This is a genomic window from Cupriavidus sp. (assembly GCF_057315035.1).
In genome coordinates, this window is the sequence record NZ_DBHKYV010000008.1 from 19679 (window position 1) to 40603 (window position 20925).

The following is a 20925-nucleotide window of genomic DNA, read 5'->3' on the forward strand; positions in this document are numbered from 1 at the left end:
AGGCTAGGCCGCTGCTGCACTGAAATCTCCGGCGTCGAGCACCGGCTTGCGCCCCGCCAGCTGGTCCGCCAGCAGGCCCGCGCTACCCATGGCCAATGTAAAACCAAGCGCGCCGTGGCCTAGGTTCAGCCACAGTCCACGCAGGCGTGATTCCCCGATCATCGGCAGGCCCGTCGGCGTCGCCGGGCGCAGACCCGCCCACGGCTGCAGCGCATCGAGGTCGGCGCCATTCATCACGTTGCCAAACACCAGGCGCGTTTGCGTGACCAGCGTCTGGGCGCGCTCCCGATCGACCACCGCGCCGCCACGCACGATGTCCGCCATGCCTGCCACGCGCAGCGTGTTGCCAATCCGCGCATAGACGATCTTGTTTGCGAAGTCCGTCACGCTGATGTGCGGCGCCGCCGCACCATCCGCGATCGGAACGGTGATGCTGTAGCCCTTGAGCGGCCACAGCATCGGCCTGATACCGGTGGGCCGTAGCAGCGGCACGCTACCGATACCGCCCGAGACGATCACCACATCGGCCGCGATGTCGCCCCGATCCGTGCGCAGGCCCGTCACGCGATCCCCGCTGCGGATCAGCTCGGAGACCCGCGTGCCGAAGCATAGCGTCACGGCAGGGTTGCCTTGCAACAGATGGGCCAGGGACACGCAGAACCGATGGCAATCGCCCACTTCCTCGCTTGGCGTGTAGATCGCACCGGCAATATCGTCGCGAATGCCTGCCAACGCGGGCTCCAGCGCCACGGTCGCGGTGCGGTCCAGTGCCTGCTGCTCGCAGCCGAGGCTCGCCTGGTAGTCCAGCAAGCGGCATGCCGACGCATACGCCGCGGCGTCGCGATGCACCACCAGCTTGCCGCGCCGCGCAAAATCGAATCCCCCACCCTCCTCGCGCGCCTCGCGCCGGTTGGTGAACGCCTGCATCAGGTCGCGTGAATAAAAGGCCAGCCGCAGCAGCTTGCGCGTGGTGGCTTCGCTGGTCGATGCGTTGCAGGCCTGTACGAATGCCATCAGCCAGCGCCATTGCTCCGGATCCATCGACGGCCGGAAGCGCATCGGCGAATCACGGTCGAGCAGCCAGCCCGGCACCTTCGACAACACGCCCGGCCCGGCCAGCGGCGCCACATAGCTGTAGCTAAGCTGCCCGCCATTGGCAAAGCTGGTTTCCTCGCCCGGACCATCGTGGCGCTCGACCACCGTGACTTCATGTCCGTCATTGGCCAACCGCCACGCGGTAGTCATCCCCACCACGCCGGCACCCACTATTGCTACGCGCATCTGACTTGCCTTGCCTTCCCATTACCAACGATGGGCCAGAGCGTAGAACACCGGGCGCCGCTTGCCCAATGCCAATACGTGCCAGAATATGTCCTCAGGCTATGGGTCGCGCCACCCGGGTCTACCCGTAGTGCATAGCACCATTTCACCGCCATTCCGCCGCACCAGAAGCGGCTTTTCCCAGCACCATAACGATGCGCCTGCGCCAGATCGAAGTGTTCCGTGCCGTGATGCTGACCGGCACCGTCAGCGAAGCCGCGCGCCTGCTGCATGTCTCCCAACCCGTGGTGACACGCGTGCTGCAGCACGCCGAGGCCTCTCTCGGGTTTCGTCTGTTCGATCGCCAGCGTGGCCGCCTGCAACCCACGCCCGAAGCCGTGGCGCTCTACGGCGATGTCGAAAGGCTATATGGCGAGATCGAACGCGTGCGGCGCGTATCGGAAAGCCTGCGCCACAAGGGCGCCGGGCGCCTGCGCGTAGCCGCGACCCCGAGCCTGGCCAACCCGTTGCTGGTACCCGCGGTGCGCCGCTTCTGCGCACGGCATCCGGAGACCCAGGTCCAGGTGCTGACCCACCATACGAATGAGATCGTGGCCGCGTTGCTGGCCAACCAGATCGACGTCGGCTTTGCGTTCTCGCCGCCGCGGCATGAAGCGATCACCAGCGAGCCCGTGGCGGCCGGGCGCATGTTGCTGGCCGTGCCGCGTGCGCAACCGCTGCCCGCCGGGGGCCGGCGCGGCGTGGTGCCGATTCGCAAGGTCATGGAGCGACCATTTATTGGCTACGACGATGACAGCTCGCTGGGATTGCTGGTGCGCCAGACGCTGGCGCGCCACGCGCTGGAACCGCATTCCACACTTGAAGTGCAGACATACTCGCTGGCGCTGGCGCTGGTCGATGCGGGGCTTGGCCTGACGCTGCTCGACCAGTACACCGCCTTGAGCGCCAATCCGGCTAACGTGGCCCTGCACGATGTGCAACCCGAACTGGCCTTCGAGATCCAGATGCTGCGCGCCAGCCATCGTGGTGCGTCGAGCCTGGTCGATGACATGCACGCGCAGTTTGCCGCCGCCGCAGCCACATTGGCGGCCACACTCGGCGAACGGCTAGAAGCGCCGGCGGCAATGTTCGATGCCGCCAGTCGGTAATTGAGCAGACAATTGACAGCGCACCACGCTGTGCACCATTATCAACACGCACCGATAGGCGCATGAAACATCCATGTTCGTCCTGACCCTGATCCTTCTCGTGCTGGTGAGCGCGTTCTTCTCGATCTCGGAGATTGCACTCACAGCCGCCCGGCGTACCAAACTCCAGGTTCTCTCCGAACGCGGCGACCGCCGTGCGACCAAGGTATTGCTGCTCAAGGAAGAGCCTGGCAATTTCTTTACGGTGGTACAGATCGGCGTGAACAGCGTGGCGATCCTGGCCGGTATCCTCGGCGAGAAACACGTATCCGACCTGGTCTATGAACTCTTGCTTGGCTATATGGACGCCGGCATGGCGCAGCGCGTGGCCAATATCGGTTCATTCCTGGTGGTCACGCTGCTGTTCATCCAGTTTGCCGACCTGATTCCGAAGCGCATTGCGATGACGTTTCCGGAGGCCTGCGCCGTGCAGGTCATCGGCCCGATGCTGACACTACTGAAGGTCTTCAAGCCGCTGGTGTGGGTGTTCAATGCGGCTGCCGATGCCATGCTCAGGCTAATGGGTATCCCGACCAAACCGGTGGACCAGATCACCACGGAAGATATCGCCGCGATGGTCGATGCCGGCGCCGAAGCTGGCGTGCTGCACAAGCACGAACTCCACCTGATCGAGAACGTATTCGAACTCGACTCCAAACCCATTACCGCGATCATGACGCCGCGCGATGACGTGGTGTTCCTGACGCTCGACGAGACCGCCGACAGCATCCGCCGCAAGCTCGTCAAGCAACCGCACGCGCAATACCCGGTCTGTGGCAAGAGCATCGACGACGTGCTCGGCTACATGGATTCCAAGGCCATCCTGCAATTGCTGCTCGCCAACGAGAGCGCGGCCGTGCTCGACGATCTTGGCAAGCACTACGACAAGAACGTACTCGTGATACCGGACACGCTCACGCTGTCGGAATCGCTGACGCGCTTTCGCGAAATGCACGAGAACTTTGCCGTGGTGATGAACGAGTATGGGCTGGTGGTGGGCATCGTCACGCTTGACGACATTGTTGGCGCGCTGATGGGCGACATTCTCTACACGACCGAAGACGAGCAGATCGTACGCCGCGACGACTCGTCATGGCTGGTGGACGGCCTGACTCCGCTGGTGGACCTGAAGAAGGCACTGGAACTCGACACGCTACCGGGAGAAGACTATGTCGACACCGCTGCGGGACTCGTGATCTATTCGCTGAAACGGATCCCGAAGAAATCCGAGTCGATCACCGTGGCCGGCTTCCGCTTCGAGGTGCTCGACATCGACCATCACAAGATCGACCAGTTGCTGGTGTCGCGACTGCCGACGGCAGTGGAATCGACCGCGCAGGCCGATGGATAGTGTGTGTTTTTGCTCCCCTCTCCCGCACAGCGGGAGAGGGGTTGGGGGTGAGGGCCAGTGGTTCAAATTGCGATAGTCGCATCTTGATACGCCGACCCTCTCCCCCGGCCCCTCTCCCATTGCATGGGAGAGGGGAGCAACAATCAGCAATTGACTTGACCCGCCAAAAAACAAAACCGACGTCTGCTTTCACAGTACGTCGGCTTGAGTTTTACTACGCTGTTTTTGTCTGCTGGTGGTCGAATCCGTCAGCAGCTTCTTGTTTGGCGGGCCACGCCCGATGAGGATGGGCACTATACCTACGCTATCGCACTATGATTGGGCCACCGTGTAGCGTCTTTCTCCGCCGATTGTCGCCGTAGAGGGCAGCGGCCTGTTCGCCTAGGTGGTCCCCATTTCTAGTGTTTTGAAATGAGCCGCTGCACAATGCCATGAGCAGGGCTGGCGAAACCTGCGCGTCAGGCACCCCACGCATCGATGACCTGCGACAGCGGGAACGGATTCTGTTCCTTGCGCCACTCATGATAGGGCGCGGCCGTCTGACTATAAGGGCCGGGTTGAGGCCGGTCGAATTGAACCCGCGTCGGAATATGAAAGGCGCTACCGAATACGATTGCCTCGCCTGACGACAGGATAGTCACCTGATCGAGCAGCCGTCTCGCCTGCATTGGAATGATGCGCCGGAAATGGTCGATATCGTCAGGATTTTGTAGGCGATGGCTGATAAAGTTGGCGCACTGGCTGATGATCGTCTGGCTGATCTCGCTCGGCCGCTGGCTGGCGATGATGAGTGAAAGGCCGAATTTGCGCCCCTCTTTGGCGATGCGCTCGTATGTCAACCGCGCTAGGCGATGACCGCGATCCTCGTCTGAGCGGGCCGGGCGGGCATAGTTGTGCGCCTCTTCGAGAACAAGCACCCACGGATGCTTATAGCGCGAGGCTGCGGGCAGGCGCTCACGCGCCTCCAGCAACACCCGCCCGATCACCGCGCAAGCATAGGGAAGAACCTCGTTGCTCAACATTGACAGGTCGAGCACCGAGACTTTCGGTCCCGTTGCAGCACCAAGCCCGAAGCGTGCGAACCATGAGGACAGCTTCTCGATCTTCGTATCGGTCTCCTCATAGTTGAGGAAGGCGCGCCATCGCTTGTCGTCGAGGCGGGTTTTCAGCCGCAGCTTCAACGTCGTCAGGTGGGCATCGACGCGAAACGTATCCTCCTTGGATACGGCCCGATTGATAAGCGATGGATCGGTCAGGGTTGCGCGGGCGATCGGCAACGGAGAGTCCGCAGTGCGTGCACCGGCCTCCGCCGTGCCGCTACCACCGACGATCTTGGCGCGAATCGCGTCTTTCAGCTTCTCCGCCTCCGCAGCTATGGCGGCCTGATTGTTCATGACCTCGGTGTTGAAATCGTTAGCTGACCTATGAGCGGTAAACAGGCCAGCGAACGGGTCTGTATCAATGTCTGTATCGGCGAGGTGGCCGACCACGGCATCGCAATAGGAGCCGGCTGCCTTCTTCTTGATCTTCGTCAGTTCGCTCAAGAGCTGGTCGAGCGCGCTCATGCCATTCTGAAACGCTCCCATGCTGGCGGCGGCGGTGGCACTGCCGCCCTTGGCAATCGCCCACCAGTCTTTCAGCACGGGCTCCTGCGTTTGCTCCGACGCGCTCAGCCACGCACAGATTTCTTCGGCGTTCAGAAACCAGAGCGGAAGGCTGAACTCCTTGCCATTGAGGTAGATGCGATCCGGCAAGCGTTGCGCCGCTTCAGCCGTCGGGAAGGCCTTGGCATACTCGCCATTGATGTCGAGGATGAAGACGTGCGGCTCCTCGGCCGCGCCATCGAGCGCAGCCATCGCCTTCTGGATCAGGCTCGACACCGAGAAGGATTTGCCCGAGCCGGTATTGCCCACGATCGCGAGCGGCCGCGAGAACAGGTCGTTATAGGAGGCCCGCACGACGTTGCGGTCTTGGCCGGTCGGGAATCCGATCTTCAGATCGCAATCGAAATCCTTCGCGTCATAGTCCTCTGGCTTGTTGCGCCGCGGTGGTATCTCGAACACCGCGCGAAGGATGTCCGGCGATCCGATCTCCGCGGGAGTGTCGAGTGTTGGCAGCACCGAGATGCCTGGACTGAAGGTAGGCTCCTCGTCCTTGTGCTCGATCGTGCCCAGCAGCTGTACGCTGGCAACGCGGCGTGGTTTCATCAGTTCGAGGTTTAGATCGTCCCCGCTACCGGGATCGAAGGTCTCGCGAGCTTCCAGATCGGTGATGATGCCGATGACCGTTTCCCCCGCACCGAGCGAGAAGGTCAGATAGGCGTTGATTGCGATGGCCGCCTGCACGCCGTCTAGCGTGGCGCGTAACGCCGACCGAGTTTCGGGCAGCAATTCGACCTTCACTCGGAAGCCTTGAACCGACACGATGTGCCCGACGAGGCGCGGATTATCCATCCGCGCCCTCCGTGTCCGCTCCGGCTGATGTTGCGGACGAAGCGATCTGCTTTTCGAAGCGGCGCAAGCGAAGGAAGTCGTCGAGCCACTGCACGTCGGGCATCACCGTTCGCGCAAAGTCGTCGAAGGTCGCGAGCTTGAATGGTGTTGCTGAGAAGGCATCCGTCGTCGGACATAGGACGAAGGCGCGCTTACCGAGATCCTTGTATCGCCGGATGCGTGCGATCACCGGACTGTTCGGATTTGGTTCGACTACCAGCATCACAAGCGACGGATTCATGAGCGCATTCTCGATGATCCGGCTGACATGATCGTCGCCGAAGCCATAGCCCAGCACGAGGAGGAAGGTCTGGGGGATGCCGAGCCGCACCTGAAAGGACCGGAAGAGGTGAGCGTAGGGCATCGCAAGCGTCTGAGCGAATTTGTTCGCGGTCGGTAGAATCCCGACCGAAGGCGTCCCTCCGACCAGAGACAGAAGCGACGCGGCTTTCTGCTCGGCCGTCATGGCGGCGTAGGTCTGAAAAGGGGTCAGATCAGGATGACGCGCGCGCATCTCGGTGCCCTGCTCGAACCAGTGGATCGAGCCGTGGAGCTTGTAGAAATGCAGGAACTTGTCGAAGCGCCGTACACGGCCCTCCGCCACCTCGCCCGGATAGTAGATGTCCAAACCATAAACGGAAGGGTCGAACCGGCCGGCTGCGCGGCCGGTGAAACCGTCAAAATACTGGACGCCGAGCAGCTCCAATGCCTGCTCGAAAAGCGTGTCGTAATTGAGCGTGAAGAGATGGGTGCGTCCGAGGTTGCTATCGCGAGCCACGAGTTTGGATAGAAATGCAAGATGCGGCACGATGCCATCAGCGGACGCGGCCAGCCCCGTATCAGGGAGCGAAAGCGCGCACTCGGCGAAAATCGCCATGCGAAGGCGATCGACGAGCCAACGCAGATCGGCGACGCTGGGCGCCGGCGTACTGGGCCACGTCACGGCGGAAAATGGTCCGCCCGTAGACTCCGCGACGACCAGAGCATTGGCGACGAACGAAAGCCATGCCTCGAAACCGATCGGGTCATCATCGTCGAAGGCGGCGAGAAGGACAGCGTTCTTGCGGGCTTCGATGATAGCAGCGACCGAGGCGGGGATGTCGGGCAGCGCCTGGATCGTGGCGAATACAGCCGTTTCGAGATTGGCCATCGTCTTACCGCCGACGGAAACCGACGTGCCCGATCCCGTCAGAACGACGAGATTCTCCATTCGTAGCCATTCGGATATGAGCGCTTGAAGGCGGACACGCCCCTGCTTCTGATCGAGACCCGCCAGTAGGTTCCCGATGCCGCCGTCTTCAGCGAGGCCAATGAGCTGATATTCGATAGGTGCCGGCGGCACGGTCGTCATAATATTCCCCCAGTCAGTCCCCGCGATCGTGACTGGCCTTAGCCGAATACCTCCGAGCCTGCACCACGCATATCCATCACGAGCTTTTCGGCGAACCGGCTCGCTATTCGATGAGGAGCATGATTTGCTATTCCCGAGCTGATGCCGGGGCACGATTCTTGATAGCGATCTTCACACCATCGGCGCACATTGTCGCGGAGCGCCCGGTCGCTAAGTATGAACGCTGCGACGCTGACACCGATCACCATCCGTCGAATGGCGGTAAACGGATAGCGGCTTGAAAGCTCCAATCCGTAATCGCGCGCGCTCAGCATGGTGTGAGCTTGCCAACGTGTCTCTGGGCGGTGTCTGAAAAACTGCTCCACAGCTTCGATTTGGCGATCTGATGGAAGATCGGAGTTCAGACTACCAACGACCGGGAACGTCTGCTGGACCGTAAAGGTCTCGACGTCGCCCTCACGTCCAACGAAGCGGACAATCTTCTGCCGGCGGCGATTAGCGGGCCGGTTCTTTCGGCGATAACATTTGCCCGCTGCTGCAAGGTCGAGCGTGAATTCTTGCCTGGCCGTTAGATCGTGAGATTCTATCGTCATGTCGCCATGCCTCCGGCGAAATATGGAAAGCGGGTTGCTTACAACGCGGCCGTGGTGTCGCTGGGTACATCGTCGCGACCGACACGCGCTGGCATAGATCTCGGTGATTTACCGCAGGGCGCGTCTCCTGGCTGCAATCCAGTTCAAGTGACATCGGCGGATGCCGACAAACTCATTGCGCTACTCGGCACGGAGTATTTGAGACGGTCATGCATTTACCGAACTAAGCCGCCAGAAGATCAATCGAGGCGGATCGCCGAGCGCAGCCGCATGTTGAGACGATCCACCATCCAGACAAGACTTCCGCGCCAAAAACCGTACAACCGTGCCTGATGGCTGCGGTACAGCATTGCATGGCTCAACTGGGCCAGTCTTCCTCTTATCGTCGTTCCCTTGAATAATCCGTATTTTCCGAGTGAGCCAAAAGCATCATATTCGGCAAGCGATACGAGAGAACCGAAATCCCGATAGTTAAAATCAGGCGGCCGCTTTCCACGCGAGATGACGGCGGGAAGATGACGAATCAAATGCTGCGCCTGCTGGTGGGCGACCTGCGCCGTTGGCGGCAGGGGACGTTCCCCTTGGGACAAGGTAAGGCTTGAGCAATCTCCGAGTGAAAAAATGTTTGGGTCCTGTGTCGTCTGCAGTGACGGCAGCACGACAAGTTGGTTGCCTCGGGTGCTCTCGAGTCCATCGAGATTGGTCAGAAAAGCGGGCGCTTTCACGCCGGCAGCCCATACTTTGAGAGACGCGGTGACCGTTGGGCCATCGTCAAGCTCGAAGCCTTCCGTCGTTGCCGCACTGACCTTAGAGTTAGTCATCACCCTGATGCCGATACTCTCAAGCCTCTCCTCCGTTGCCTGCGAGATGTCGTCTGGAAAGGCCGGCAACAAGCGTGGCCCACTCTCGATCAGGGTGATCCTGATCCGGGATGATAGTGCTGGGGCGCCGTAGGCCTCCGCGATCTGCGTGAGTTGCATTAGTTCGGCCGCGAGTTCGACGCCGGTCGCGCCACCGCCTACTATTGCGATGGATAAGTCCTGTTCCTGCGCGACGGATTGCAGCATCCGAATACGGACTTCACGGTTGAATGCGTCAGCCTGCAAGCGGGAATCAATTTTGAAGCAATATTCCTGTACACCAGGTGTTCCGAAGTCATTGGCCTCGCTTCCAACCGATATGACGAGAGTGTCGTAGGCGATTTCCCTTGCAGGAACGAGCAACCGACCATCTGGAGCATGGAGCGGAGCGAGGCCTATCGTGCGATTGGCCCGATTGAGACTGCACATCTCGCCAGGCTGATATTCGAAGCCAGCATCTCGGGCTTGTGCGAGATAAGGCGTCTGCTGTTGAGATATATCACGTGTACCTGCCGCGATCGTGTGAAGCATCGGCTTCCAGATATGGGCGGAATCACGATCGACCAATATGACAGCCGGCATACTCTGATCGTTCTTCGACCGGCGTCCGAGCGAGGTGGCAATTTCGACCCCTGCTACTCCACCACCCACCACAACGATCCTTCTGCGCCGCCTGTCGACATTCATAAACGATCTCCAGATTGACATTAGGTTAGTGATAGCTCACATAAATCGAATGTCCAAATCGAATATCGCTGCACGCCGTGGCCGACCGGCCGATCCTCAGGCACGTGCTAAGCGTCGCTCACAGATTCTGGAGGCTGCGCATCGATGCTTTGCGCGGAAAGGGTTTCACCTTACGACCGCCGCGGAGATCAGTGCTGAAGCCGAGATAAGTGTTGCCGGCCTCTATCAGTATTTTCCGAGCAAAGACGATCTCATTCTAGCTCTGATCGAGTTAGATCTCGCCGAAAGCGTTGGCCTCATCGAAGTTCTGATGGCCAGTGAGAACTTTTTTGATGGTGCTGAAAGCATACTCCTCTTGGCTATGCAGGACGAACGGCAGCAAGCCATGTCGCGCCTTCGGCTAGAAATTATAGCTGAAGCGAGCCGCAAACCGGAAATTGCTGAGATTGCGATCTCCTGCGACCAGCGTTTTACCACGGCGATGGTTCGAGCCGTCACTTTGGCACAAGCAAAAGGCCAGATCGCAAGTTCAGTCGATCCGTATGAGCTAACGATCGCATTTAACTGTATAATGGATGGGCTGTTCGGGCGCATTTGTTTACCCGGTTACGCTCGCGCTCAGTTAGTGACTGCTTGCGTCGATATGATGCGCCGCGCCGCCGTACCAATCTGATTTCTAAGGACTAACACATGTCAAACACGGCCATAGATTGCGTGCCATATATTAGTAAGGCCTCAGTTATATCAGTTCGCCGCTGGCTGATGATAGGGTCAGTTGTGCTGGCATCAGGGCAACTCGCCGGGTGTGGATCATCCCAGCCAGAACCTGCGCCGCTCAGGACGGCTCTCACGGCGACGGTGCAGCAAGCTAGTTCAAGCGACACCCAGATCACTGGCATCGTCCGATCATTGGGGTCTTATGATATTGCCCCCGAGAATCCTGGGCGGCTTGTTCGGCTAAGAGCAAACATCGGCGATAGGGTCGCGCAGGGTCAAATTCTTGCAGAATTCGACGCGGAGCCATTCCGACTTCAGGCGTCCCAGTCCCGAGCGCAGATGCAGGCCGCGAATGTTGATCTGGATGCTGCCCGCCGTGAGGCAAAACGTCTTGAAGGGCTTGTTGAGGCTGGCGCGGCGGCGCGGCAGGATCTTGATGCCGCAAGGACAAACGTCAGCCGTGCGGAAGCACAGCAGCGGGCTACCTCCGACCAAGCTGCGCTGAATGCCCGTGCCTTGGCAAAAACCCAATTACGCGCGCCCGTGGCCGGGGTGATTACGGCTCGTCAAGGCGAGCTTGGCGCCATACTTCCGGCTGGGGCCCCCGTGTTCTCGCTGGAAGGTGCGGGTGAACGCGAGATCGTTGCTTCGGTCTCCAGCGCGACGGCCGAACAGCTACGCATCGGAACGATCGTGCGTTTCAATATCGGTGGTTCGGGCGGGCAAGCTCGATTGTCCGGCCTTTCTCCGCGATCTGCCGGTGTGGATGCACAGACAGCGCGGTTCACCATCGTTTCAGGCACCGCAGCACCCGGAGCGGCCGTCGAAGTTCGCTTGCCAGCCGGAGGAGCCACCAACGGCGATTTGATGCTGCCTTTGTCGGCCGTCATCGCTGACCGCTCCGGTGCCCGCCGGGTTGTCGTTGTCGGTCAGGACGGTCGAACGACGGCAGAACCGGTTCAGATCATCAGCGTCTCCTCTGCGGGCGCGCTGGTGCGGGGACGGTTATCTCCTGGCCAGCGCGTCATTGCCACTGGCGCTGAACTCATCAAGGCTGGCGAACGTGTTCGCCCGCTCACCTTCACGCCTTGAACGCGGTAGGCATCATGTCCCTCACTGAAATCGCCATGAAGCGGTCACGCTTCACTCTGACCGGCGCCGTCGCCTTGCTCATCGCAGGCTTGGTGATCCTGATCGGATTCCCCGCCACCGAGGAGCCGACCGTCCCGTTTCGGGCTGCCACAATTGAAGCCTATCTTCCGGGCGCAACACCTGAGCGTCTGGAGAGCCTAGTGGCCAAGCCGCTCGAAGAGCGTGTGCGAACCGTTGCCGAAGTCAAAAAAATGGAAACGACTCTGCGCCCTGGCGTGGTGATCATGACCATTGCGCTTCACAGCAATGTCAGTCCTCAGCGCGTAAACCAGGTCTGGCAGACCTTGCGCGCTCGAAGCCAGGAGGCCGCAGCGCTCTTCCCGGCAGGCACGATCGGCCCAGTCCTCAACGATTCCTGGGGCCGGGTATCAGTTATGACCCTTGCGCTTACTGGCGAAAGTTACAGCCAGGGTCAGCTACAGGAAGCTGCGCGCGCGGCACGATTGCGGTTGCAAGGCGTGACCGGCGTTGAGCAGGTCTCGCTTCACGGTGTGCGTGAAGAACAAATTTACATTGAAATATTGCCAGCGCGCCTCGCTGCGGCTGGCATCAGCCTGGAAGCCGTCGCCAAGGCGATCGGTGATCGGAACATGGTGGTGTCGGCCGGCGAGCTCGATGTGTCCGGACGCACTCTGATGCTTGATGCCTCCGGTCAGCTCAAGACAGCCTCTGCGGTCGGGGCTGTACCCGTCGCCCTTCCAGGCGGAGGTTCCGTCCCGCTTTCCACGATCGCCAAGATCGAACAACGCCCCCAGGACCCTCCGACGGCTGCTGCCGTTTTCGACGGCAAACCGGCGATCGTACTCGGCGTCTCGATGCGCACGGGCCTGAACGTCGTCGATTTCGCTGACGCGCTCCGCGCGGGAGTCGCCTCCGCACAAGCAGACCTCCCGATCGGGATGACCCTTTCCCCGATCACCGATCAGGCGGAGGTCGTGGGCCACAATCTGCAGAAGGTCGGCAAGATTTTCGCGGAGACGGTCGTCATCGTCATGGGTGTCGTCGTCGTGTTTCTCGGTTGGCGTGCTGGATTGGTCACCAGTGTGATTGTGCCGCTAACGGTCCTCGGCACTCTTCTGGTGATGAGCGTGCTTGGGATCGAACTGCACCAGATCTCAATCGCCGCCATCATCATCGCGCTTGGTATCTTCGTCGACAATGCCATCGTGGTAGTCGAGGATTATCAGCGACGTATTGGAGATGGCGAAGCCGCCGAATCCGCTGCTATCCATGCGGGCAAGACTATGGCCGCGCCGCTGCTGGTTTCGTCTCTGGCTATCATCCTGGCCTTTACCCCGCTGGTGGCCGGGTCGAGTGAAACTGCCGAATACATGCGCAGCCTCGCTATTGTTCTCGGCGTCACATTACTCCTGTCGTTGTTTCTCGCCCTGACGGTCGTGGCACTACTCTGCAAGATGTACATCAAAGCCCCTCACGAGGAGCATGAGAAGGACGACTGGATCGGGCGGCTCAGGCGCTGGTACGGGCGCAAAGTACTAATCATTGTCGGCCGTCCAGCAACTGTAGCTGTCGCAATGGTTGCGCTCCTCGCAGGGGCGACCGTCCTCAATGGCCTCCTGCCTCAAGGGCTGCTGGGTCCGTCTGACCGTGCCCAGGTACAGATTCCGATTGAGATCGCCCCCGGAGGCGCCACTCGGGAAAGCCTGAGGGTGGCTCAGGAAATCTCGGCAAGGATAAGCGATCGGAAGGCGCATCCGGAAGTCGTCAGCAACGTGGTTTATGTCGGCGACGGTGGACCGCGGTTCATTCTTGGCCTCAACCCGCCTCTGCCGGCTGGCAACCGCGCCTACGCCGTCGTCAATCTTGCCAAGGGCGCTGATAGCGATGCTGTCGTGCGCGAACTGCGCGACGATCTCACCACCCGTTTTCCGCAGGCGCGTATCGAGCCCAAGCGCTTTTCCCTGGGGATGTCGGAAGCCGGCAAGGCGGTGTTCATTCTTACAGGGCCCGATCGCGACACATTGAGCAAGGCTGCCGAGAAGCTCAAATCGGCACTGCGTACAGTGCCGGGGACGCTCGACGTCCGAGATGATGCTGAAACGGTGATCCCGCGCCTTGTCGTAGATATCGATCGCGCACGCGCGGAAGCCGCCAGCGTCACGCCGGCCGACACGGCGCGTGCCCTGCAAGCGGCTTACTCGGGGGTAACGGTCACCACATTGACCCGTGGCGAACTCACGACCCCGGTCGTATTGCGCGCCGATGCGACGCTGCGCCTTTCGCCCGACGCAATCTCGGCGACGCTGGTCAAGCCGGGCGTTACGCTTGGCGATATCGCGACAGTGCGCCTGGCCGATCAGGACAGCGTTTTAAATCGCCGCAATCAATACCCCACGATTATGGTTAGTGCGCGCCACCCCACTCTGACGGCCCAGGCACTGACCAGCAAGGTCGCCGACGCGGTCGCCAGCCTCGACCTGCCAGCCGGGCATTCGGTGATCCCGGGGGGTGAGATCGAAGAATCTGCCGAAGCCAATGGCGGCCTGATCCAGTATTTGCCGATAGCACTCTTCGGCATGGCCGGACTGTTCCTGTGGCAGTTTGGTAGCGTCAGGAAGACGATGATCGTCATGGCCTCGATCCCATTCGTCATCATTGGGGCGACCTTGGGTCTGTTCCTCGCCCGTCAGGAGATGAACTACACCGCCACGCTCGGTCTGCTGGCGCTGGCTGGAATCATCGTCAACAATGCGGTTCTACTGCTCGAACGAGTAGTCGAGGAGCGGGCCAACGGTGCCGGTCATGTCGATGCCATCGTCCGTGCAGCGGAGGTCCGTTTGCGCCCGATCATCATGACCAAGCTTACCTGCATTGTCGGTCTTCTGCCGCTGTTCGCCTTCGGCGGCGATCTTTGGCGACCGATGGCAGCCGCGATGATCGGAGGCCTGGCGCTCGGCACGCTTATCACTTTGGTCCTGATCCCGGCGCTCTATTCGCTGTTGTTCCACCGCCTGCCGGCTTTGCGAACCCGTTCTGCCCCGCCTCAGGAGGCTTTGTCATGAGATCGCAAGTTGTCTTACTCGCTTCGGCTGCGCTCGCGCTAAGCGGTTGTGTCAGTCTCTCTGAGCGAACACCAGTTCCCCCGGTGATGCCGACCTGGACGGTGATTGCAGAAGGACAGAGTGCCCAGCCGGTCGTTCTGGACTGGTGGCGGGCATTTAATGACCCGGTGCTCGATACATTGGTCAGCGATGCGTTGGCGCGCAATGCCGATCTCGCCGCCGCTGCCGCAAACCTCAAAGCGGCTCAGGCACTGGTTGGCGAAGCGAAGGCCAGCGCTCTGCCAGGTGGATCGGTTGAAGCTGGCGTCTCCAGCAGGCGCGTTGCGGGATTAGCCCAGCCCCCATTTCCGGGGGCGCCTGATCGCTATCCGGACCAGAATCTGGCAAATGTCGGAGTCACGCTCGGGTGGGAAGTCGATCTGTTTGGACGCATCTCCGCGAACCTCGCAGCAGCACGCGCTCAGGAAGGTGAAGCTCTATGGCTGCGCCGGCAGACAGAGGCTGCGGTAGCGGCGTCGGTTGTCCGCGCTTATGTGGAGAATCGCTACGCTGCCGAGCAAGAGCTGCTGGTGCAGAAGCGCATCGCCGCGCTGGAGGCAATTTCACTGAGTGTCGATAAAGCGGAAGCGCTCGGTGCCGCTTCACGCATAGATCGCGAGGCGGCAACTAGTGCGCTTGCCCTGGCGCGAGGTCAGTTACCTGACCTTGTCGCTTCACGCCGCAATAGCGCACGACGTCTGTCGATCCTTGGCGGGCGCGTGCCTGACCCCAATCTGGCGCCAGGCAGTCTACCCATCGCTCCCAGCGTGCTTGATGCCGGCGATCCGGCAGCCATGCTGCGCCGACGACCCGATGTCGGCGCAGCCGAGCAGCGGCTTGCTGGCACTGTGGCACAAGCGCGTATTGCGGTCACAGATCTCTATCCACGTATTTCGCTAGCCGGAAATATCGCGCTTTCAGCTCGGCCTGACCGGCTCGGCGATGATGGCGCCGTAGGATTTGCGGTTGGGCCGAGCCTGATCTGGGGTTTGTTTGATATGCCCCGGCTACTACGCCGGGTGAAATCTGCTGATGCTAGATCGGAAGCCGCGCTTGCACAGTGGCAGGCCGTGGTTCTGGCCGCACTCGAAGAGTCCGATAGCGCCTTGGAGGCTTGGAACTCAAGTCGGTGGGCCGCCAATGAGGCAGAAATTGCCGCGCGCTCTGCCGAGCAAAGCGCTGAATTGGCGACAGTTCGGGAAAATGCGGGTCAGATTTCTGCTCGTGCACGGTTGGGCGCGCAAGTCGAAGCACTGGATGCAAAGTCGACCGCCTTGGCCCGGCGAGTTCAGAAAACGCAAGGCTGGATAGCCGCGCAGCTCGCGTTGGGAGCAGGCTGGCGCGACATCCGCCCTTAAGTTCAATAATCAAAATCCCGTGGTGCAATGAACCATCATTCAACGACGTCATTTAATAAGGGAACTAAAAATGCATCCTTTCTTTCCCTATGCTGCGTTGACGGCTGCTATTATATGCGAAGTGACCGGCTCGACTTTCATGGCAAAATCTGAGCAGTTTACTCGGCCAATTCCGACACTTTTGATGGCATTATTCTTTGGGATGTCATTTTACTGTTTGACGCAAGCGCTCCGCGTTATCCCTCTTGGCATAACATATGCAATTTGGGCTGGATGCGGCATCGTTCTCACTGCCATCGTGGGGGTTGTTGTGCTCCGCCAGGCTTTGGATGTGGCCGCGATCATTGGCATCGGCCTGATCGTTTCAGGCGTGGTCGTTATGCAGGTCTTCTCAACCTCGTCCGGGCATTAATTTGCCGTTCAATATCCGGCAACTTCGCTACGCTATCGCGGCAGCAGATCACGGTTCCTTCTATCGTGCGGCACGTGCCCTAGATGTCGAGCAATCGACTCTGAGCCGGGCTATCCTGAAGCTGGAACACTCTATCGGCATGTCTATTTTTGAGCGCTCGCGTTCAGGTGTCACAACAACGCTGGCTGGAAGCACCTTCATCCGCAGCGCTAAGCCGATGGTAGACACAGCCGATAAGTTGGTAAAAATGATGCGTGCAGCAGGTCAGGGCCGTGCTGGTGGCCTGATGATCGGACACAACAGTTCCGTTTCTGCCGGCAATTTGCGTGCAACGATATTGAATTGGATCGAAACTCACCCGGATGTTGATGTGGAGTGCGTTGAATCCGACAGAAGTCTACTTCTGGCCGGACTGAATACTGGAGAAATTGACATCGCAATCTTGATGGGCGTTGCGGGGCAGAACGGATTTCGCTGCGAACCGGTGTGGAGCGAGCGAATGCTCGTTGCATTACCCGAGTCGCATCCACTCGCGAACCAAGATGTCGTGCACTGGACTGATCTTCGGGAAGAGCGCTTCCTATTACCAATCACCGACCCTGGCCCAGCTATTCGCGATATGCTGCTTGGCCGTCTGGCGTTGTCCGGCAGTAAGCCCGATATTCGAGTATTGCGGTCGAGCCGAGAGACTGTGTTGAGCATGCTAGGCGTTAGCTCTGGCGTGAGCATCGTTTGCGAAGGTTCGACCGGCGCACTGTACCCTGATGTTGTGTATCGGCCAATACACGGGGAACAAGGGCCGGCACTAACTGGCTTTTCCGCCTATTGGTGCGAAGACAATATCAATCCGACTATTCACCGTTTCCTCGGATTCATCAAGAGTCGCTACGCGCTAACCTTTGATTTCTCGACAAAAATACAGTAATTTACACAGAATTTTCTGGAGATATCTACTATGTCTCACAGCAAGACAATCATTATCGTGTTAGTCAACTTGGCCATCGGTTTTGCGGGAGGCTTTGCCTTACGACCGCTGATTGCGCCGATCCCTCAAGCGAGGATTACCGCCACCGGGGCAGCGGTGGCCAAGGCATCGGACGACGCACGCGGCACACAGTATTTCGTCGCTCATATCGACGAGGCTCGACAGTTGGTGGCCGGATGTCGTGACGGCTCGGTCCGTGGCGGCGAATGCGCCACGGCCGAAGAAGCGATCATCAAGGTGGATGCTCAGGATCGCCGCCGACGCTTCCTGGGTAACTGATGGCAGCGAGGCGGTCAGCTCTTCGAGGTATCCCGTCGCCGCGAGAATCCTCGGTCGCTCGCCATGAACTTCGCCAGCATTGGCGAGACGAGCTTCTCAGGAACGATAGCATCCCCGCCGGTCTCGGCCGCAAGCGCGGCGGCGTAGGCCGTGAGATCGCGGTGAACAGCGGCAGGCAACTCCACCGTGAGCTTGACGGGGCGATCGTCGGCCAGCGGCCCGAGCTTCAACTTCGTCATCGCGTTACTCCGATGGGTTCGAGCACCAAGTCGCGGGTCAGCACCACGCGCAGCGGATGCCCCGGCCGGATGGTGAGCGTGGGCGGCACATTGAGCTGCCGACGCACGATCTGCTGGCCGGTCTGGTTGATGGTGTCCTGCGAGCCGCGTCGCAGTGCGCGGGTCAGGTCGTCCTCGCTGTCTGCGCCCAGCTCAGCACCGACCCCCAAAAGCGTCGAAACGGCCGCCGCCTTCAGGAGATTGCCCCAATGCTGGTTGACGCGGTCCTGTAGGCCCGCAAACCCTGCGCCATCGGTGCCGGGCTGGCGCTCGAGAACGATCGAACGTCCGTCCGGCAGGATGAGCCGGTCCCAGGCCAGCAGCACGCGTGTCTGACCCGCGGCGACCTCACTGTCATACTCGCCAATCAGCCGCGCGCCCTGCGGGATGAGGAGGATGCGCCCCGTAGGGCTGTCATAGACGTTGGCCGTTACCTGCGCGGTGATCTGGCCGGGAAGGTCGGAGCGGATGCCGGTGATGAGGGCAGCCGGTATCAAGCTGCCGGCCTGCACGATGTTGGGTGATGACGGCGTGGTCAGCCTCTCGACACTGACCGTGCGCTGGTTCGGCGCCTGCGCCATGAAGGTGCGCCTTCCCGCTTGATCGCTTTGCGCCGACGCATCGCCCGTCGCCGCAGGCGCTGGAGTCGGCGCTGCGAGAACCGGCGTAACCGGGGTGTCCGGTGATGCGGCGCTTCCGCTGCCGCCGAGGAAGACCGAGCTGGTGCGGGCCGCGTCGCGCTCCTGAGCGGCACGCTGCCGAGCCGCCTCCGCCGCCTGAGCGCGCGGATCGGGCGGACCTGGCTGCGCGCCGACCGGCGGCACGGTGACATCCTCGCCGCGCTGCTGTGCCGATACGATCGGTCGGCCGAGGTCGCCGGGCAGCGGCGGGCCGAGCCGGGGCGCTTGGGCATAGTCGCGGGGCCCCGACGTGATAGTCTCGGCCGTGGCGCGGCTATCGGTGTTGTAGAGTTCCTGCGCGGCCCGATCGCTCGGCGGTCGTAGCGCATAGATCAGCGAACCACCTATGCCGAGGCCGGCGGCGACGCCGACGACGGCGAGCGCTTTACGGGAAAGCCGCATGACGCGGGGCGGATCGCCGCGAAGCTGGAACGCCGCCGGATCAGGGCGGGCCGACTGTGCGGCGGGCCGATCCTCGACGGACGGATCGTGGCTGTCGGTCACGGCCGCCCCCTCCGTCCATCGTCCCGCACGATGCGGACACGCTGCTCGGTGCGCCGGTCGCCCAGGCGCAGCTCGGCGGCAGCGAACAGGCGATCGACCACCATGTAGCGGCTTTGCACGCGGTAATTGACCAGCTCGGCGTCGCCGGCCACGCCGGTCACGAAAAGCGGTGGCATCTCGCCCTGCGAGATCCCGGCGGGAAACTCGATGAAGACCTGCCTTCCGTCGTCGAACGCGCGGGCCGGACGCCACGGCGCTCTATCGCCGTCGATGCGATAGCGGAAGTTGAGCGCCGCCACGTCCACGCCGGTCGCTACCGGTGCAGCCGCAGCAGCAGCCGCGTTGCGGCCTTGCAAGGCGATGAGCTGGTCGTGCGGATAGGTCCAGGACACTGACGCCATGTAGGTCACGGGGGTGGCGCGCAGCTCCAGATGGTAGGTGCGCCGATCCGTATTGATAATGAGGTTGGTGGCGAGGTCGGGTCGGGTGGGCTTTACCAAGATATGCACGCGGGCAGCTGCTCCGCTGCCGCTCACCGTATCGCCGATGATCCACCGCACCGTGTCGCCCGCCGCGACCGGCCCCGGCCCGACAAGCTGCTCGCCTTGCTGCAAGGCGATGTCTGTCACCTGACCGGGCGCGGTATAGACCTGATAGAGCGCGCCTTCGGTCCACGGGTATTGCTGGATGGCGTTGAGGAAGCCGTCGCGCACCGGCTGGACGCGCGCGGCATCGTTGGCGTCGCCGACACGGCGGCGCGGATCGGCGGGCTCCGGCGGTCGCGCGCGCTCCGTCACCGGCTTCAATTGACCGGGGAGCGGCAACGGCTCGGGGATCGTGACGATCTCGACCGCGCGGGGCGGCTCGGCCGCGGGCGTCGCGGCGATCGCCGGGGGCGGATCGTCCAACGCGATCACGGGCGGCCTGGCCGACGTGGTGGCGCAGCCGGCGAGCGCGGATGCGGAGACGAAGAGCGCGGCCGTGGCCACGCGGCGGATGAGTATGCCGGTCATTGCGACAGCTCCTTCGACCAATTGAGGGCGTTGACGAAGACGCCGAGCGGATTCTTGCGCAGGGCGTCGGGGGTGCGCGGCGGCTGCACGACGATGGTGAGGATCGCCGACCAGCGTTCGGTGGCGGCAAGGCTGCCGTCCTGATAATGGCGCTCGATCCAGGCGACGCGGAAGCTGTCGGGTGAGGCGCGGATGACGCTCGACACTTCCACCGCGACCTGCCCCCGACCGACATTGGCGAACGGGTCGTTGGCCCTCGCGTAATCGTTGAGCGCGAGCGCGCCGCGATCGGTGGTGAAATCGTATGCTCGAAGCCAGTTCTGACGGACGATGACCGGATCGGCCGGTATCGCGCGGACCTGCTCGATGAAGCGGGCGAGATGGAACGCGACCTGCGGGTCGGTGGGACGGTAGCCGGCCTCGGCCGGCGCGACCGCTTGGGCCTCGCCGAGCCGATCGACCTGCACGACCCAGGGGACGATATGGCCGCGCGTCGATTGCCAGACCAGACCGCCGGCCAGAACGCCTGAGAGGGACAGCGTCCCGAAGAAGGCGAGCCGCCAGTTCTTCGCCTGCACGCGCGCCGAGCCCATGCGGTCGTCCCATGCCTGCGCCGCGCGCTGATAAGGGGTGGTCGGCGCGGGCGTCTGGCCGTAGCGGATGCTCGGTCGCTTGAACATGGG

General features: G+C 61.5%; 18 protein-coding genes. 9 read left to right on the plus strand and 9 right to left on the minus strand.

Annotation, left to right across the window (positions count from 1 at the left end; translation table 11 throughout):
* Positions 1-3: 3 nt before the first annotated feature.
* Positions 4-1281, minus strand: a complete 1278-nt coding sequence (locus tag ACO550_RS13225; protein WP_315592562.1) for a D-amino acid dehydrogenase — start codon at positions 1279-1281, stop codon at positions 4-6.
* Between the two features lie 194 nt (positions 1282-1475).
* On the opposite strand from ACO550_RS13225, the gene ACO550_RS13230 reads away from it, so the two are divergent.
* Both ACO550_RS13230 and paeA read left to right on the plus strand, forming a co-directional pair.
* Positions 1476-2429: a LysR substrate-binding domain-containing protein gene (locus ACO550_RS13230; protein ID WP_315592561.1), complete on the plus strand. Its 954-nt coding sequence runs from the start codon at positions 1476-1478 to the stop codon at positions 2427-2429.
* Positions 2430-2502: 73 nt separating this feature from the next.
* Positions 2503-3819, plus strand: a complete 1317-nt coding sequence (gene paeA, locus ACO550_RS13235; RefSeq protein WP_315592560.1) for a polyamine export protein PaeA — start codon at positions 2503-2505, stop codon at positions 3817-3819.
* A gap of 458 nt (positions 3820-4277) precedes the next feature.
* On the opposite strand, the gene ACO550_RS13240 is transcribed toward paeA, so the two are convergent.
* The 4 genes from ACO550_RS13240 to ACO550_RS13255 form a co-directional block, all read right to left on the minus strand.
* Complete coding sequence (locus ACO550_RS13240; protein WP_021691210.1) at positions 4278-6272, minus strand: ATP-binding protein; 1995 nt, start codon at positions 6270-6272, stop codon at positions 4278-4280.
* Positions 6265-7662 carry an SIR2 family protein gene (locus ACO550_RS13245; protein WP_021691209.1) on the minus strand — a complete coding sequence of 466 codons (1398 nt, stop codon included), beginning with the start codon at positions 7660-7662 and terminating at the stop codon, positions 6265-6267. The genes ACO550_RS13240 and ACO550_RS13245 overlap by 8 nt, the downstream gene beginning before the upstream one ends.
* Before the next feature lie 38 nt (positions 7663-7700).
* Complete coding sequence (locus tag ACO550_RS13250; protein ID WP_040716731.1) at positions 7701-8255, minus strand: hypothetical protein; 555 nt, start codon at positions 8253-8255, stop codon at positions 7701-7703.
* Between the two features lie 239 nt (positions 8256-8494).
* A complete protein-coding gene (locus ACO550_RS13255) occupies positions 8495-9802 on the minus strand; it encodes an NAD(P)/FAD-dependent oxidoreductase (RefSeq protein WP_040716730.1) in 1308 nt (435 codons plus the stop codon).
* A gap of 49 nt (positions 9803-9851) precedes the next feature.
* Here ACO550_RS13255 and ACO550_RS13260 point away from each other — a divergent pair, with 49 nt between their 5' ends.
* The 7 genes from ACO550_RS13260 (at position 9852) to ACO550_RS13290 (ending at position 17767) form a co-directional block, all read left to right on the plus strand.
* Positions 9852-10475 carry a TetR/AcrR family transcriptional regulator gene (locus ACO550_RS13260; RefSeq protein WP_021691207.1) on the plus strand — a complete coding sequence of 208 codons (624 nt, stop codon included), beginning with the start codon at positions 9852-9854 and terminating at the stop codon, positions 10473-10475.
* An 89-nt stretch (positions 10476-10564) separates the two neighbouring features.
* On the plus strand, positions 10565-11611 hold the full coding sequence (locus tag ACO550_RS13265; RefSeq protein ID WP_231728098.1) for an efflux RND transporter periplasmic adaptor subunit: 1047 nt from the start codon (positions 10565-10567) through the stop codon (positions 11609-11611).
* A 14-nt stretch (positions 11612-11625) separates the two neighbouring features.
* Positions 11626-14694, plus strand: a complete 3069-nt coding sequence (locus ACO550_RS13270; protein ID WP_021691204.1) for an efflux RND transporter permease subunit — start codon at positions 11626-11628, stop codon at positions 14692-14694.
* Positions 14691-16091: an efflux transporter outer membrane subunit gene (locus ACO550_RS13275; protein ID WP_021691203.1), complete on the plus strand. Its 1401-nt coding sequence runs from the start codon at positions 14691-14693 to the stop codon at positions 16089-16091. The genes ACO550_RS13270 and ACO550_RS13275 overlap by 4 nt, the downstream gene beginning before the upstream one ends.
* Before the next feature lie 70 nt (positions 16092-16161).
* Positions 16162-16503: a DMT family transporter gene (locus tag ACO550_RS13280; protein WP_021691202.1), complete on the plus strand. Its 342-nt coding sequence runs from the start codon at positions 16162-16164 to the stop codon at positions 16501-16503.
* Position 16504: 1 nt separating this feature from the next.
* Positions 16505-17428: a LysR family transcriptional regulator gene (locus tag ACO550_RS13285; RefSeq protein WP_021691201.1), complete on the plus strand. Its 924-nt coding sequence runs from the start codon at positions 16505-16507 to the stop codon at positions 17426-17428.
* A 30-nt stretch (positions 17429-17458) separates the two neighbouring features.
* Positions 17459-17767 (plus strand): EexN family lipoprotein, encoded by a 309-nt coding sequence (locus tag ACO550_RS13290; protein WP_021691200.1) that lies wholly within the window; start codon positions 17459-17461, stop codon positions 17765-17767.
* 14 nt (positions 17768-17781) lie between these two features.
* Here ACO550_RS13290 and ACO550_RS13295 read toward each other — a convergent pair whose 3' ends face one another.
* Genes ACO550_RS13295 through trbF form a run of 4 tightly spaced genes read right to left on the minus strand, consistent with a single transcriptional unit; the run spans position 17782 to position 20922 of the window.
* Positions 17782-18006, minus strand: a complete 225-nt coding sequence (locus ACO550_RS13295; protein WP_021691199.1) for a DUF2274 domain-containing protein — start codon at positions 18004-18006, stop codon at positions 17782-17784.
* The gene (locus ACO550_RS13300) at positions 18003-19229 is read right to left on the minus strand and encodes a TraB/TrbI/VirB10 family type IV secretion system protein (RefSeq protein ID WP_021691198.1); all 1227 of its coding nucleotides are present in this window, start codon (positions 19227-19229) and stop codon (positions 18003-18005) included. The genes ACO550_RS13295 and ACO550_RS13300 overlap by 4 nt, the downstream gene beginning before the upstream one ends.
* Positions 19226-20242, minus strand: a complete 1017-nt coding sequence (trbG, locus tag ACO550_RS13305; protein WP_021691197.1) for a P-type conjugative transfer protein TrbG — start codon at positions 20240-20242, stop codon at positions 19226-19228. Before trbG ends, ACO550_RS13300 begins: the two co-directional genes overlap by 4 nt.
* Complete coding sequence (trbF, locus tag ACO550_RS13310; RefSeq protein WP_021691196.1) at positions 20239-20922, minus strand: conjugal transfer protein TrbF; 684 nt, start codon at positions 20920-20922, stop codon at positions 20239-20241. The genes trbG and trbF overlap by 4 nt, the downstream gene beginning before the upstream one ends.
* Between the last annotated feature and the right edge of the window lie 3 nt (positions 20923-20925).